Raw genomic sequence first — 14,800 nt, 5'->3', positions numbered from 1 at the left:
CAACGTCCGGCGCAGAACGGTGCTCACCACCGCGCTGGGTGCCGGAGTCGTGGCGATGGCCGGAGGGGTCGGCACGGGAGGTACGGCATGGGCCGCGCCGGCCTCCGACCGGACCTCCCTGTCGGGGCTGACGGTGGAACACCGCAAGAACCCACTCGGCGTGGACACCGACGAGCCACGCTTCGGCTGGCGCATGGCGTCCCGGGCCCGCGGCCGGCGCCAGACGGCGTATCAGATCCTGGTGGCCACTTCGCCCGAGCGCCTGACCCGGGCCCGCGCGGATGTGTGGAACAGCGGCCGTGTCGAGTCGGCGGACTCGGTGGCGGTGCGCTACGACGGCATACGGCTGCGCGACTCGACGCGCTACTTCTGGACCGTGACCGCGTGGGACGAGGACGGCCGCGCCGTCACCGGCGCGCCGCCCGCCCACTTCGAGACCGGTCTGCGCAGCACCGACGGCGTGTCGGGCTGGGACGGCGCGACCTGGATCAGCATGGCGGGCAAGGCCCCGAACAGCGCGGGGGCGCCGCTGCTCCGGCGGCAGACCGTGCTCGAGGGGCGGGTCCGCGAGGCCCGGCTCTACATATCGGCCCTGGGCGTGTACGACGCCTACGTCAACGGCCACCGTGTCTCGGTGCCGCAGGGCGAGCGCAGTACGTATGAGCTGCTCACCCCGGGCTGGAGCAACTACGACACCACCGTCAACTACATGACGTACGACGTCACGGAGCTGGTCGCGCGGGAGCGGCGGGTGACGCTCGCGGCGGTGCTCGGCAACGGCTGGTACAACTCCCGGATCAGCGAGGCGGCGACGGGCATCCCGGGACTGGACGACAGCAAGTACTACGCGAAGGACGGCAATCCCCTCGCTCTGAAGGCCAAGCTGCTGATCCGGTACGCCGACGGGACCTCCCAGTCCCTGGTCACCGAACCCGGTGCCGCGTGGCGGGCCACGGACACCGGCCCCTACCGCGAGGACGACATCTACGACGGGCAGACCTACGACGCCCGCAGGGAACTGCCCGGCTGGTCGGCGAGCGGCTTCGACGACTCCGGCTGGGCGGAGGTCACGGAAAGCGGCTTCAGCGCCAAGTTCCCCGACGCGAGGCTCATCGCCTACCCCGGTGAGACCGCCCGGCTGATGGAGCAGTGGGACCGCCGTCCCGAGGTCGTCACCGTCTACAACCAGGTCGCCGGCCAGTCCACCAGCCCGAACGGCAAGGGCCACATCGTCGCCGATCCCGGCAGGTCGGTCACCGACCCGAAGAAGGCGGCGAAGGCGGCCGTGACCCTGCGCACCGGGGACACCGCGGTCTTCGACCTGGGGCAGAACATGGTCGGTGTCCCCCGCTACACCCTGAAGGGCCCCGCCGGAGCCGAAGTCGTGTTCCGCTTCGGTGAGATGCTCAACGACGACAGCGAGGGCGCTGACGGGCCGAAGGGTTCGGTCTACCTGGCCAACCTGCGCACCGCCAAGGCGACCAGCACCTACACCCTCAAGGGAGCGGAGCACGGCGAGACGCACCAGGACTCGCTGACCTTCTACGGCTTCCGCTACGTCCAGGTGACGATAGCCACGCCCGACACCACCGTCTCGGTCTCCGGCGTCACCGGGAAGGTCGCCACGTCCGCGATCCGCGACATCGGCACCGTCACGACCGACAACGCGCTTGTCGACCAGCTGTTCAGCAACGTCCGTTGGGGCCAGCGCGGCAACTACCTGTGGGTGCCCACCGACTGCCCGCAGCGCGACGAGCGCCAGGGCTGGACCGGCGACACCCAGGTGTTCTGCAACACCGGCCTCTACAACGGCGACGCGGTCAACTTCCTCAGCCACTTCCAGGACACGCTGATCGAGTCGCAGAAGACGTACGGCGTCGACGGCGCCCAGTTCACCTGCATCGCGCCCGGTTCCCGGTTCGCCTTCCCGGCCCCGGAGAGCGGCTGGTCCGACGTGGGCGTCATCCTGCCGTGGACCATCTGGCAGATGTCCGGCGACACCAGTGTCATCGACCGCAGCTGGGCGGCCATGGCCAAGTACATCGACTGGATCCACGGCAAGTCGGGCGACTCGTACGCGGGTCAGGGCTCGGTGTTCGGCGACTGGCTGGCCTTCCAGAACACCAGCTCCCAGCTGATGAGCGATGTCTACTACGGTCACTCGACCCGCCTCATGGCGGACATGGCGCGCGCCACCCGCCGCGACACCGAAGCCCGCGCGTACGACGAGCTGTTCGCGAACATCAAGCGCAAGTTCGTCGCGAAGTACCTCGGCACCGACTCCTCGGGCAACCTCGTTCTGCGCTCCAGCCTCGGCAAGGCGTCGGAGATGGGCGGCGCCGCCCCCACCGAGGACAACTCCCAGACCGCACTGCTGTGGGCCCTGAAACTCGGCCTGTACGACACGCAGGTACAACGTCGCGAACTCCTGAGGCTGCTCGCGGAGAACATCGGGAACGACGCGGCCTACAAGAGCGCCCACCCGAACAGCGCCCGGGTGCAGTACGCGCAGAACACGCTGTCCGTGGGCTTCCTCGGGGTGAACGTCCTCGCCCCGGTCCTCACCGACGAAGGCCGCGACGACCTGGCGTACAAGCTGCTCCATCAGGACGAGTTGCCCTCATGGCTGTTCTCGGTGCAGAACGGTGCCACCACCGTCTGGGAGCGCTGGAACTCGTACTCGAAGGCGGACGGCTTCGGCCCGGTCGAGATGAATTCCTTCAACCATTACGCCTACGGCGCCGTCGTCGAATGGTTGTACGAGGGTGTGGCCGGGATCTCCAAGGACCCGGCCCGCCCAGGGTTCAAGCACTTCTTCCTCCAGCCGCACATCGACCCCACCGGGAAGATCACGCGAGTGTCGGGCTCGCACGAATCGCCGTACGGCGAGATCGTCAGCGCGTGGGAGGTTTCACAGAGCCGGACCCTGACCTACCGGGCGGTGGTTCCCGCGAACAGCACCGCGACCCTGCGGATTCCCACCGCCGACCCATCCACCGTCCGGGACGGGAGAACACCTCTGGCCCAGGTGCCCGGCGTCGAGTACCTGGGCTTCGAGAACGGAGTCGCCTCCTACCGGCTCCCGTCCGGTCCCTACGAGGTGGCCTCGGCTCTCGGCTGATCGCTCACCAGCACCACCTCCAGGGTGCGCGGACCGTGCACCCCCTCGACCCGGTCCAGCTCGATGTCACTGGTTGCCGACGGCCCGGAGATCCAGGTCAGCGGTCGGGTCGGGTCGAGGTGCTCCAGGGCCTGGGGCACGGAGGAGACCACCTGGTCGGGGACGCGGACGACACAGATGTGGTGGTCGGGGACGAGGGTGATGCGGCGGCGGCCCTGGTCGGGGCCGCCGCCCAGGACGATGGTGCCGGTCTCGGCGATGGCCACGGTGCAGGCGGTGACGACGCTGTCGACGCGGTCCAGTTCGGCCGGGGTGCTCTGGGCTCGGTCGTGTACGCGCGTCGCATCCACGGCCTTGAGCCAGTGCGGCGGCAGCTCCGGCGGGACGAGGACTGTGCGCGTGCCCCGCTCGGCGAGCAGCCGCATGAGCAAGTCGGACAGCTCGTCGTCGGTGGTGCGATGCACGATCGCCCGATAGTCCGCCAGGTTCTCGGCGAGCAGATCCACCGTCTCCGCGACACTCCGCGCACCGTGCTCGCGCAGATAACTGCGGTCAATGGCCTGCTCGTACGGCGTGTCGTCCTGTCGTACGTCCGCGATCGCGCGCCGCACCCGGCCCAGGATCAGATCCCTGCTGCTCACTTCGAGTTCGCCTTCTTTCCGCCCTGCGCACGCTGCCACCAGTCGCGGAACGGCTCCGCGGGCACCGCCGGCAGATCACGGCTCGCACTCCACGCCCGGCCTGGGCCCGGCAGCGTCCGCGGATGGAAGCGGCGCGTCCGTGACGCGAGCCGCTGGCCGGTCAGCAGCGCGCCGGGATGGCTGAACGCCCAGCGGGCCGCGCGCATCGCCGCCCGCTCGGCGGCATGCCCCTTCGCGGGCTTGAGGACGACCTTGTTGCCGTCCCGCGTCGTCTGTCCGCCCTCGGCAATCCGTTCCCGCAAGTGGACGAGGACTTCCGGGATGTCGATCGCGACCGGGCAGACCTCGTAGCAGGCGCCGCAGAGCGAGGAGGCGTACGGGAGGGAGGCGTCGATCTCGCTCTGTGTGCCCCGGAGTTGGGGGCTGAGGATGGCGCCGATCGGGCCCGGGTAGACCGAGCCGTACGCGTGGCCGCCCGCCCGCTCGTACACCGGGCAGACATTGAGACACGCCGAGCAGCGGATGCAGCGCAGCGCCTGGCGGCCGACCTCGTCGGCGAGCGCGTCGGTGCGGCCGTTGTCGAGGAGGACCAGGTGGAAGGTCCGGGGTCCGTCCTCGTCCGTGGTGCCGGTCCAGGTCGAGGTGTACGGGTTCATGCGCTCGGCCGTCGAGGAGCGCGGGAGGGTCTGGAGGAAGACCTCCAGGTCCTGCCAGGTCGGCACGATCTTCTCGATGCCGACGACCGAGATCAGGGTCTCGGGGAGCGTCAGGCACATCCGGCCGTTGCCCTCCGACTCGACGACGACCAGGGTGCCGGTCTCGGCGACCATGAAGTTGGCGCCGGAGATGCCGACCTTGGCCCGCAGGAACTTCTCCCGCAGGTGGAGCCGGGCGGCCTCGGCAAGCTCGGCGGGCGTGTCGGTCAGACCCGCGGGGGCCGGGCGGCCCCACTCGCCCATCTCCCGGGCGAAGATGTCCCGGATCTCGCCGCGGTTGCGGTGGATCGCCGGGACGAGGATGTGGGACGGCCGGTCCTTGCCCAACTGGACGATGAGTTCGGCGAGATCGGTCTCGTAGGCGTGGATGCCCTCTTCGAGAAGGGCCTCGTTGAGACCGATCTCCTGTGTCGCCATCGACTTGACCTTGACGACCTCCGTCTCGCCCGTCGCCTTCACGAGGTCGGCGACGATCCGGTTGGCCTCGTCGGCGTCGGCGGCCCAGTGCACGGTGCCGCCGGCCGCGGTGACGGACTCCTCCAACTGGACCAGGTAGCGCTCGAGATGACGGAGGGTGTGGTCCTTGATCTGCTTGCCCGCCTCGCGCAGCGCGGCCCAGTCGGAGACCTCCGCGACCGCCTTGGCGCGCTTGCTGCGGATCGTGTGGGTGGCGTGACGCAGATTGCCGCGCAGGGTGGCGTTGTGCACCGCTTCGTGCGCGGCTTCGGGGAAGGCCGGCATCCCGACGAAGGTCCCGCTCATACCAAGGGCTCCTCTTCCGTTTCCGTGCTCGCCAGGATCTCCGCGATGTGGACGGGCCGCATGCCCGTGTTGAGGCGGCTCATCGTGCCGCCGATATGCATCAGACAGGAGTTGTCGGCCGCGCACAGCACATCGGCGCCCGTCGACTCGGCGTTGCGCACCTTGTCGGCGCCCATCGCCGCGGAGACATCGGAGTTCTTGACGGCGAAGGTGCCGCCGAAGCCGCAGCACTCGTCGGCGCCGGGCAATTCGCGCAGCTCAAGTCCCTTGACGGCCTGGAGCAGTCGGCGCGGTCGGTCGCCCAGGCCGAGGCTGCGCAGCCCGTGACAGGTGGGGTGGTAGGTCACCGTGTGCGGGTAGTACGCGCCGACATCGGTCACGCCGAGCACGTCCACCAGGAACTCGGTGAGCTCGTACGTCTTCGGCACGACCGGAGCCAGCGTCGTGGCCAGCGTGTCGCCGCGACCCTCGGCGCGCGCCCGCTCACCCATGCGCGGATACAGCTCCCGCACCATGGCCCCGCACGATCCGGACGGTGTCACGATCGCCTCGTACTCCCCGAATACATCGGAGAAATGCCGGGCGAGCGGCTCGGCCTCATGGCGGTACCCGGTGTTGTAGTGCGCCTGCCCGCAACACGTCTGTGCCATCGGAAAATCGACGTCCACGCCCAGCCTGGTCAGCAGTTTCACCACGGCGCGGCCGGTGTCCGGATACAGCGTGTCGTTGACACAGGTCAGGAACAGGGCGACACGCATCGCAGCTCCTTGTTCTCGATCATCGGATGAGTGCAGGGTACGCGGCGGGCGCGTGCCAGGGGAGTCCCCGCTCACGGACGGGTGAGTCGGTCGCGCGCCACCAGGGCTCCCCGCTCACGGAGGGGCGAGCCGGTCCCCGGCGGCGCGCCACGCCGCCGTGTCACCTCGGGGCTCGTATCGCTTCAACGGCTGAGTATGAGCGAGGAGTCGCCGCATCGACGTACGGTCGCCCACCAGGCCGTGCGCCCGGGCCTGGACGAGGACGTTGCCGAGCGCGGCCGCCTCCGCGGGGCCCGCCACGACCGGCAGGCCGCAGGCGTCGGCGGTGAGCTGGCACAGCAGGGCGTTGCGGGCGCCGCCGCCGACTATGTGCACGACGTCGACCGGGTGGTCGGCGAGGGACTGGGCCGACCCGATCGCGCGGCGATGGGCGAGCGCGAGGGAGTCGAGAATGCAGCGCGTCACCTCGGCGGGCGACTCGGGCACCGGCTGCCCCGACTCCCGGCAGGCGTCGGCGATCCGGGCGGGCATCCGGCCCGGCGCCAGGAACCCTGCGTCGCCGGCGTCCACGACGGACCGCAGCGGCGTCACCTCGGCGGCGGCCGACAGCAGATCCCCCAGGTCGGGATCCCCCCATGCGCGTACGCACTCCTGGAGCAGCCACAGCCCCATGATGTTGCGCAGATAGCGGACGGTGCCGTCGAGGCCCAGCTCATTGGTGAAGTTGGCCGCCCGGCTCGCCTCGGTGAGCACCGGCGCGTCCAGCTCCAGGCCCGCCAAGGACCAGGTGCCGGTGCAGATGTACGCGAACCGCTCCCCGGTGGCGGGCACGGCTGCCACCGCCGAGGCGGTGTCGTGCGAACCGACCGTGGTCACCGGGACCGGGCCGGACAGCCCGGTCTCCGCCAGTACATGCGGCCTGAGCAGCCCCGCCGGGTCGCCGGGGCGGCGCAGCGGCGCGAAGAGCTTCAGGTCGATGCCGAGCCGCTCGGCGATGTCGTACGACCAGTTGCCTGTACGCGGGTCGATCAACTGGGTGGTCGAGGCGTTGGTGAGCTCGGTGCCCTCCTCGCCCGTGAGCCAGTACGTCAGCAGATCGGGGACGAGCAACAGGCGTTCGGCGGAGGCGAGTTGCGGCGTCGACCGTGCCGCCGTCAGCTGGTACAGCGTGTTGAAGGGCGCGTACTGGAGTCCGGTCGCCGCGTACAGTTCGGCGGCGGGCACGGTCGCCCACACCTTCTCGGCGACACCCTCCGTCCGCGCGTCGCGGTAGTGCACCGGGTTGCCGAGCAGCGCCCGGTCCGCGTCCAGCAGGCCGTAGTCCACGGCCCAGCTGTCGATGCCTACCGAGTCGACCTGCCCGGCCGCCCGCAGACCGTCGAGGACACCGGCGTACAGGGAAAGAATGTCCCAGCGCAGTCCCTCGGGGATCCGGACCGGCCGGTTCGGGAAGCGGAGTGCCTCGGTGAGTTCCAGGGTGTCGGGACCGACACGGCCGACCATGACGCGTCCGCTGGACGCGCCGAGGTCGACCGCGGCGTACGACTTCACAGCGGTCACCCGCGTCACCGAAGGAACGCGGCGGCGACGCCGGCGTCGACCGGGACGTGCAGCCCCGTGGTGTGCGTCAAGTTCCCGCCCGTCAGGGCGAACACCGCGTTCGCGACGTGCTCCGGCAGTACCTCACGCTTCAGGATCGTCCGCTGGGCGTAGAACTCGCCCAGCTTCTCCTCCTCGATGCCGTACGTCGCCGCCCGCTGCGCTCCCCAGCCGCCCGCGAAGATCCCCGAGCCGCGGACCACCCCGTCGGGGTTGACGCCGTTGACCCGGATCCCGTGCTCACCCAACTCGGCGGCGAGCAGGCGCACTTGGTGGGCCTGGTCGGCCTTGGTGGCGGAGTAGGCGATGTTGTTCGGGCCGGCGAAGACCGCGTTCTTGGACGCGATGTAGACGACGTCGCCGCCCAGCTCCTGGGCGATCATCACCCGGGCCGCCTCGCGCGAGACGAGGAAGGAACCGCGGGCCATGATGTCGTGCTGGAGGTCCCAGTCGCGGACCGAGGTCTCCAGCAGGGGCTTGGAGATGGAAATGCCGGCGTTGTTGACCACCAGGTCGACTCCGCCGAAGGCGAGTACCGCCGCCTTGAACGCCTCGGCGATCTGCTCTTCGGACGTCACATCGACGGTGACGGCCACGGCCTTGTCGGGACCGCCCAGCGCCGAGGCGACGTCGGCCGCGTTCTCCGCGTTGAGGTCCGCGACCACCACGCACGCACCCTCGGCCACCAGCCGCTCGGCGATCGCCTTGCCGATGCCGCTGCCCGCGCCCGTCACCAGCGCCACCCGCGTTGCGAGCGGCTTGGGCCTCGGCATCCGCTGGAGCTTGGCCTCCTCGAGAGCCCAGTACTCGATGCGGAACTTCTCCGACTCCTCGATCGGCGCGTACGTCGAGACGGCCTCGGCACCGCGCATCACGTTGATCGCGTTGACGTAGAACTCGCCCGCCACGCGTGCGGTCTGCTTGTCCTTGCCGAAGGAGAACATGCCGATACCCGGCACGAGCACGATCGCCGGGTCCGCGCCGCGCATCGCGGGGGAGTCGGGCAGGGCATGGCGCTGGTAGTAGGCGGCGTACTCCTCGCGGTACGCGGCGTGCAGCTCCTTCAGCCGGGTGATCGCCTCGTCCAGGCCGGTGGTCGGCGCCAGGTCCAGCACGAGCGGCCTGACCTTCGTCCGCAGGAAGTGGTCCGGGCAAGAGGTGCCGAGCGCCGCGAGACGCGGGTGCTCGGCGCGGGCGAGGAAGTCCAGGACGACATCGGAGTCGGTGAAGTGTCCGACCTGCGGGCGGTCCTGGGAGGCGATGGCCCGGATGTACGGCGCCAGCGCCGCGGCCCGCTCCCGGCGGTCCGTCTCGGACAGTGCTTCGTACCCCTCGACGACCGGCCCGAACGGCTCCGCCTTCCCGCGCTCGGCCAGGAAGGTCTCGGCGGTGCGGATGATGTGCAGCGAGTTGCGCTCGCACTCCTCGGCCGTGGCACCCCACGCGGTGATGCCGTGCCCGCCGAGGACACAGCCGATGGCCTGCGGGTTGGCCTCCTTGACCGCCGCGATGTCCAGACCGAGCTGGAAACCGGGCCGGCGCCAGGGCACCCACACCACGCTGTCCCCGAAGCACTCGGCGGTCAGCTTCTCCCCGTCGGCCGCGCAGGCGAGCGCGATCCCGGAGTCGGGGTGGAGATGGTCGACGTGCGGCGCGTCCACCAGTGCGTGCATCGCCGTGTCGATGGACGGCGCCGCGCCGCCCTTGCCGTGCAGGCAGTAGTCGAACGCGGCGACCATCTCGTCCTCGCGCTCGACGCCCGGGTAGACCTCCCTCAGCGCCAGCAGCCGGTCCAGCCGCAGCACGGCCAGTCCCGACTCGGTGAGCGTGCCGAGGTCGCCGCCCGACCCCTTGACCCACATCAGCTCGACATCACCGCCGGTCACGGGATCGGTGTCGGTGCCCTTCGCGGAGGCGTTGCCGCCCGCGTAGTTGGTGTTGCGGGGATCGGCGCCGAGCCGGTGCGACCGGGCGAGGAGGGCGGCGGCTTCGGGATGGGGTGTCATGGTCCTGGTCCTTTAGAAGAGTGTGTACGTGTAAGGGGGGCTCATGGGAGCGCCCCTCAGGGGCGCGGGGCCGTGACCTGTGCGGCTCCGCCGCGTGGGCGCGGCCGGCCCACTAGGCCCGCAGCCTGCGACCGGCCGCATCGGGCAGACGAGACCCGGCGGTCACGCCCCCCAACCCGCCTGCTGCCCACCCACCCGCTCGGAGGCGATCTTGTCCGCGTAGCCGGACCGGTGGTACGCGGCGACCGGATCGGTGTCCAGCCCGAGCTCGGAGCGCACCTCCGCCAGCAACGGCCGCACGTCCGTGTTGTAGGCATCCATGACCACGGCGTTCGCGGCCAGCACATCCCCGCTCCGCTGGGCCTCGGCGAGCGCGGCGCGATCGACGAGGAGAGCCTTGGCCGTGGCCTCCTGGACGTTCATGACCGAACGAATGATCGCCGGGATCTTCGCCTCGATGTTGTGGCACTGGTCGAGCATGAACGCCACGCCCGGCGTGAAGCCGCCGCCCCGGATCACCTCGTACATGATCCGGAACAGCTGGAAGGGGTCGGCGGCGCCGACCATCAGGTCGTCGTCGGCGTAGAAGCGGGAGTTGAAGTCGAAGCCCCCGAGCTTCCGCTCGCGCAGCAGCGTGGCGACGATGAACTCGATGTTGGTGCCGGGGGCGTGGTGCCCGGTGTCGACGACGACCTGGGCCTTGGGGCCGAGCTTGAGGCAGTGCGCGTACGCCGTGCCCCAGTCGGGGACGTCCGTCGTGTAGAAGGCGGGCTCGAAGAACTTGTACTCCAGGAGCATCCGCTGGTCGTCACCGAGCCGCTCGTACACGAGCGCCAGCCCCTCGGCGAGCCGGTCCTGGCGCTCACGGATGTCGTCCTGGCCGGGATAGTTCGTGCCGTCCGCGAACCACAGCTTCAGGTCCTTGGATCCTGTCGCGTCCATGATGTCGACGCACTCGAACAGGTGATCAAGAGCCTTGCGGCGCACCGTCGCGTCCGGATGGCAGATGGAGCCCAGCTTGTAGTCGTCGTCCTGGAAGGTGTTGGAGTTGATCGTGCCCAGCTTCAGGCCGCGCTCCTGCGCGTGCTTCGCGAGCGCCGCGTAGTCGTCGACCTTGTCCCAGGGGATGTGCAGCGCGACGGTCGGCGCGGCACCCGTGTACGCGTTCACCTGCGCGGCGTCGTCGAGCTTCTCCTGAGGCGTGCGCGGCACTCCAGGCTGAGCGAACACCTTGAATCGGGTCCCCGAATTCCCGTACGCCCATGACGGCGTCTCGACGGCCTGGGTCTTGAGCGCGGTCTTCACCGCGGCGAGCTCGGTCACTTCGGGGCTCCTACGACTTCGGTTCTGAAAAGGACTTCTTGAAGAGTTCAGTCTGAAACGATTCAGCAGGCCGAAGCTATGAGCCGCCCGTAGGACTGTCAAGCCCTCAGGCAAAGACCGCTCTCCGTGACTCGGTTGTGACCTTTGGCTATAGAAAATTTCGACCCGAACCCATTGACGTGACCTGGGCTGCATGCCTAACGTCCCGGCAACCTAGTTGAAACCTTTCACGACGTCGTGAGGCCTTCAGCCCGCGTCGTTGAGGAGCTCCCATGACCCACCCGTCCGATACGGGTCCGGCCCCCGTGCTGGCGCTCAAGGACATCTCGAAGTCCTTCGGCGCCGTACGTGCCTTGCGGGACGTGTCCCTGGAACTGTTTCCCGGCGAAGTGCACGCACTCGCCGGAGAGAACGGCGCGGGCAAGTCGACCCTCATCAAGACGCTCGCCGGCGTGCACCGACCGGACGCCGGTCAGGTGCTGCTGGATGGCGAACCCACCGTCTTCCACGGTCCCGCCGACGCCCGCGACGCGGGCATCGCGGTGATCTACCAGGAGCCCACGCTCTTCCCCGACCTGTCGATCGCCGAGAACATCTTCATGGGCCGCCAGCCCCGGCGGGCCCTCGGCCGCATCGACCACAAGGCCACCCACGCCGCGACCGCCGCCCTCATGAAGCGCCTCGGAGTCGAACTCGACCCCGACCGTCCGGCGCGCGGCCTGTCCATCGCCGACCAGCAGATCGTCGAGATCGCCAAGGCGCTCTCCTTCGACGCCCGCGTCCTGATCATGGACGAGCCGACCGCCGCCCTCACCGGCAGCGAGGTGGCCCGCCTCTTCGGCGTCGTCCGCACCCTGCGCGAGCAGGGCTCGGCGGTGCTGTTCATCTCGCACCGCCTGGAGGAGATCTTCCGGATCTGCCAGCGGGTCACGACGCTGCGCGACGGTGCCTGGATCGCCAGCGAACCGCTGGACGGCATGACCGAGGACGACCTCGTACGCCGGATGGTCGGCCGCGACCTCGACGAGCTCTACCCCAAGCAGGAGGTCGAGGCGGGCTCGGTCGCCCTGAGCGTGCGCCGCCTGACCCGCGAGGGCGTCTTCACGGACGTCTCCTTCGACGTCCGGCGCGGCGAGATCGTCGGTCTCGCCGGGCTGGTGGGCGCCGGTCGCACGGAGGTCGCCCGGGCCCTCTTCGGCGTCGACCGCTGGGACGCCGGTGAGGTCGAGGTCGACGGCAGGACGCTGACCAACGGCGCGCCCTCGACGGCCATGGCCGCGGGTCTCGCCCTCGTCCCGGAGGACCGGCGCGCCCAGGGCCTCGTGATGGACATGTCCATCGAGCGCAACATCGGCCTGACCGGGCTGCGTACGACGGTCAAGGCAGGCCTGATGGACCGCGGCGCCGAACGCAGCCGCTCCCTCGACTGGGCGGTCAAGCTCCAGGTGAAGTACGCCCGGATCGCCGACACCGTCTCCACGCTCTCCGGCGGCAACCAGCAGAAGGTCGTCCTCGCCAAGTGGCTCGCCACCGGCCCCAAGGTACTCATCGTCGACGAGCCGACCCGCGGTATCGACGTCGGTACGAAGGCCGAGGTGCACCGGCTGCTCAGCGAGCTGGCCGCCGACGGGGTGGCCGTCCTGATGATCTCCTCCGATCTGCCCGAGATCCTCGGCATGGCGGACCGCGTGCTCGTCATGCACGAGGGGCGGCTCACCGCCGAGATCCCACGCTCCGAAGCGACCGAGGAAACCGTGATGGCCGCAGCCACCGGGAGGTCCGCCGCATGACCACCACGATCATTGAGAGGGCCGCCGCATGACGGTGACCGCACCCAACCCCGCCCCCGCCGCCGAGGTGCCCAAGTCGAGCGGCACCCGGCTGGTGGACCGCGTCTTCAAGATGCGCGAACTCGCCATCCTCGTCGTCTTCCTGGTGATGATCGCCATCACCCAGATGGGCAACAGCCAGTTCCTGTCCGAACAGGGCATCAAGGACCTGCTGCTGAACGCGACCATCCTGGTGCTGGTCGCCACCGGTCAGTCGCTGGTCGTGATCACCCGGAACGTCGATCTGTCGGTCGGCTCGACGCTCGGCATCAGCGCCTTCGCCGCCGGCACCTATCTGCAGGGCGGCGGAAACCCCGTCGTCGCCATCTTCCTCGCGGTGCTGCTCGGCATCGGCTGCGGACTGGTGAACGGGCTCCTCGTCAGCCTCGGTCAGGTACCCGCGCTCGTCGTCACCCTCGGCACGCTCTACATCATCCGCGGCATCGACTCCATCTGGGTCGGCTCCCGGCAGATCACCGCGGCCGACCTCCCGGGCAGCTTCGTCGACTTCGGCTCCGGCGGCATCTCGGCCGTCCCGTACCTCGCGCTGATCGCGCTGGCGGTGCTGCTGGTCACCGCGTACTACCTCAAGCACTTCGGCAGCGGCCGCGAGCTGTACGCGCTCGGCTCCAACCCGGAGGCCGCGCGGCTCGCCGGCATCCCCGTCCGCAAGCGGATCCTCACCGCGTACGTGGTCTGCGGGGGCCTCGCCGGGCTCGCGGGCGCCATGTATCTCGCCCGTTTCGGCAACGTCGACTCCGGCACCGGCAACGGCTATGAACTGACCGTCGTCAGTGCGGTCGTGGTCGGCGGTGTCGTCTTCACCGGCGGCTCCGGCAGCGTCTACGGCGCCGCGCTCGGCGCGCTGCTGCTCACCTCCATCAACAGCGTGCTGCCCGCCCTCGGCGTCAGCTCCGTCTGGGTGCTCGCCATCAACGGCATCCTGCTCATCCTCGCCATCGCGGTCGACCGGGTCGTCGCGCTGCGCGTGGCCTCCGCACTGAAGAAGAGGAACGCCCGCCATGGCTGACTCGCCCCTCGCGCGCGCCGTCCGCTGGGACACGGTCGTCGGCGCCCTCCTCATCGTCCTGCTGCTGTTCTCCTTCGGCTTCGTGGACGGCTTCGGCAACGCGCTCAACCTCTCGTTCCTGATCGGCAACACGCTGCCGATCGCGCTGATCGCCCTGCCGATGACGCTGCTCGTGGTGGCCGGCGAGATCGACCTCTCGGTCGCGTCCACCGCCGGACTGTCCGGTTCGGTGATGGGCGCCCTGTGGAACCAGGGCATGTCGATCGAGACGATCATTCCGCTGTGCCTGCTCCTGGGCGTGGTGTGCGGGCTGGTCAACGGCCTGCTCGTGACCCGGCTGGGGCTGCCGTCCCTCGCCGTCACCATCGGCACGCTCGCCGCCTACCGGGGCATCGCGCAGATCGTGCTCGGCTCGGACGCGGTGACCGACTTCCCCACCCAGTACCAGGACTTCGCGGCCGGACGCATCGGGAACACCTTCCTCCCGCAGGCCTTCCTGCCCTTCCTGGTACTGCTCGCCATCGCGGTGGTCGTCCTGCACGCCACCCCGTTCGGGCGCTCGGCCTTCGCGATCGGCGCGAACGAGGAAGCCGCGCGATTCGCCGGCATCCGCGTCAAGCGGCAGAAGCTGTTCCTGTTCGTCGCCACCGGCTTCATGGCCTCCCTGACCGGCGTGTTCTGGGCGCTGCACTACGCCAGCGCCCGCTACGACAACGCCACCGGCCTCGAACTCTCCGTCGTCGCGGCCGTGCTGCTCGGCGGCATCGACTTCGACGGCGGCAAGGGCACGCTCGGCGGCGCGATCGCGGGAGTGTTCCTGCTCGGCGCGCTGCAGAACGTGATGAGCCTGCTGAACGTCTCCGCGCAGTCGCAGATCGTCGTCACCGGCGTGCTGCTCGTCGTCTCCGTGCTCGGCCCCCGGGTCGCGCGGCAGATCTCCGTAGCGAGGGCGGGCCGCAGAGCCGCCTCGACTCCGGCGTCGTGACTCCCACCCTTGCCCGCCCCGCAACTTCCT

The 14,800-nt window shown here is 69.8% G+C and carries 10 protein-coding genes; 4 read left to right on the top strand and 6 right to left on the bottom strand.

Annotated features, from left to right (window positions below; translation table 11 throughout):
• Positions 1-55: 55 nt before the first annotated feature.
• The gene (locus ACIBK0_RS29920; RefSeq protein ID WP_399086855.1) at positions 56-3,121 is read left to right on the top strand and encodes a family 78 glycoside hydrolase catalytic domain; all 3,066 of its coding nucleotides are present in this window, start codon (positions 56-58) and stop codon (positions 3,119-3,121) included.
• On the opposite strand, the gene ACIBK0_RS29915 is transcribed toward ACIBK0_RS29920, so the two are convergent.
• From ACIBK0_RS29915 to rhaI, 6 genes are all read right to left on the bottom strand, one after another.
• Positions 3,094-3,762, bottom strand: a complete 669-nt coding sequence (locus ACIBK0_RS29915) for a lactate utilization protein C (protein ID WP_399086724.1) — start codon at positions 3,760-3,762, stop codon at positions 3,094-3,096. The two genes, ACIBK0_RS29920 and ACIBK0_RS29915, sit on opposite strands and share 28 nt — an antisense overlap.
• Positions 3,759-5,240 carry a LutB/LldF family L-lactate oxidation iron-sulfur protein gene (locus tag ACIBK0_RS29910; protein WP_399086721.1) on the bottom strand — a complete coding sequence of 494 codons (1,482 nt, stop codon included), beginning with the start codon at positions 5,238-5,240 and terminating at the stop codon, positions 3,759-3,761. The genes ACIBK0_RS29915 and ACIBK0_RS29910 overlap by 4 nt, the downstream gene beginning before the upstream one ends.
• Entirely contained in the window at positions 5,237-5,998 is a 762-nt protein-coding gene (locus ACIBK0_RS29905; RefSeq protein WP_399086718.1) for a (Fe-S)-binding protein, read from the bottom strand. Before ACIBK0_RS29905 ends, ACIBK0_RS29910 begins: the two co-directional genes overlap by 4 nt.
• A 114-nt stretch (positions 5,999-6,112) precedes the next feature.
• Positions 6,113-7,549 (bottom strand): rhamnulokinase family protein, encoded by a 1,437-nt coding sequence (locus tag ACIBK0_RS29900; RefSeq protein ID WP_399086852.1) that lies wholly within the window; start codon positions 7,547-7,549, stop codon positions 6,113-6,115.
• A gap of 14 nt (positions 7,550-7,563) precedes the next feature.
• The gene (locus ACIBK0_RS29895) at positions 7,564-9,603 is read right to left on the bottom strand and encodes a bifunctional aldolase/short-chain dehydrogenase (protein WP_399086715.1); all 2,040 of its coding nucleotides are present in this window, start codon (positions 9,601-9,603) and stop codon (positions 7,564-7,566) included.
• Positions 9,604-9,765: 162 nt separating this feature from the next.
• Positions 9,766-10,926, bottom strand: coding sequence for an L-rhamnose isomerase (gene rhaI, locus ACIBK0_RS29890; protein WP_399086712.1), 1,161 nt, complete (start codon positions 10,924-10,926; stop codon positions 9,766-9,768).
• A 272-nt stretch (positions 10,927-11,198) separates the two neighbouring features.
• Between rhaI and ACIBK0_RS29885 the strand changes: the two genes are divergently transcribed.
• From ACIBK0_RS29885 to ACIBK0_RS29875, 3 genes are read left to right on the top strand one after another with little or no spacing between them, the layout of a single operon-like run.
• On the top strand, positions 11,199-12,716 hold the full coding sequence (locus tag ACIBK0_RS29885; protein WP_399086709.1) for a sugar ABC transporter ATP-binding protein: 1,518 nt from the start codon (positions 11,199-11,201) through the stop codon (positions 12,714-12,716).
• Positions 12,717-12,744: 28 nt separating this feature from the next.
• The gene (locus tag ACIBK0_RS29880; RefSeq protein ID WP_399086706.1) at positions 12,745-13,785 is read left to right on the top strand and encodes an ABC transporter permease; all 1,041 of its coding nucleotides are present in this window, start codon (positions 12,745-12,747) and stop codon (positions 13,783-13,785) included.
• On the top strand, positions 13,778-14,770 hold the full coding sequence (locus ACIBK0_RS29875) for an ABC transporter permease (protein ID WP_399086703.1): 993 nt from the start codon (positions 13,778-13,780) through the stop codon (positions 14,768-14,770). Before ACIBK0_RS29880 ends, ACIBK0_RS29875 begins: the two co-directional genes overlap by 8 nt.
• Positions 14,771-14,800 lie beyond the last annotated feature (30 nt).

The sequence above is a fragment of the Streptomyces sp. NPDC050564 genome (assembly GCF_044457265.1).
In the GTDB taxonomy this organism is placed as follows: domain Bacteria; phylum Actinomycetota; class Actinomycetes; order Streptomycetales; family Streptomycetaceae; genus Streptomyces.
Note: the sequence above shows the minus strand (reverse complement) of the source record. Positions and strands in the feature narration are given on the sequence as shown.

Excerpts from the sequence above, each read along its gene's own strand:
- ACIBK0_RS29885 (WP_399086709.1), top strand. The coding sequence starts at position 11,199 with ATGACCCACCCGTCCGATACGGGTCCGGCCCCCGTGCTGGCGCTCAAG.
- ACIBK0_RS29880 (WP_399086706.1), top strand. The coding sequence starts at position 12,745 with ATGACGGTGACCGCACCCAACCCCGCCCCCGCCGCCGAGGTGCCCAAG.
- ACIBK0_RS29895 (WP_399086715.1), bottom strand. The coding sequence starts at position 9,603 with ATGACACCCCATCCCGAAGCCGCCGCCCTCCTCGCCCGGTCGCACCGG.
- ACIBK0_RS29920 (WP_399086855.1), top strand. The coding sequence starts at position 56 with ATGGCCGGAGGGGTCGGCACGGGAGGTACGGCATGGGCCGCGCCGGCC.
- ACIBK0_RS29875 (WP_399086703.1), top strand. The coding sequence starts at position 13,778 with ATGGCTGACTCGCCCCTCGCGCGCGCCGTCCGCTGGGACACGGTCGTC.
- ACIBK0_RS29910 (WP_399086721.1), bottom strand. The coding sequence starts at position 5,240 with ATGAGCGGGACCTTCGTCGGGATGCCGGCCTTCCCCGAAGCCGCGCAC.
- ACIBK0_RS29905 (WP_399086718.1), bottom strand. The coding sequence starts at position 5,998 with ATGCGTGTCGCCCTGTTCCTGACCTGTGTCAACGACACGCTGTATCCG.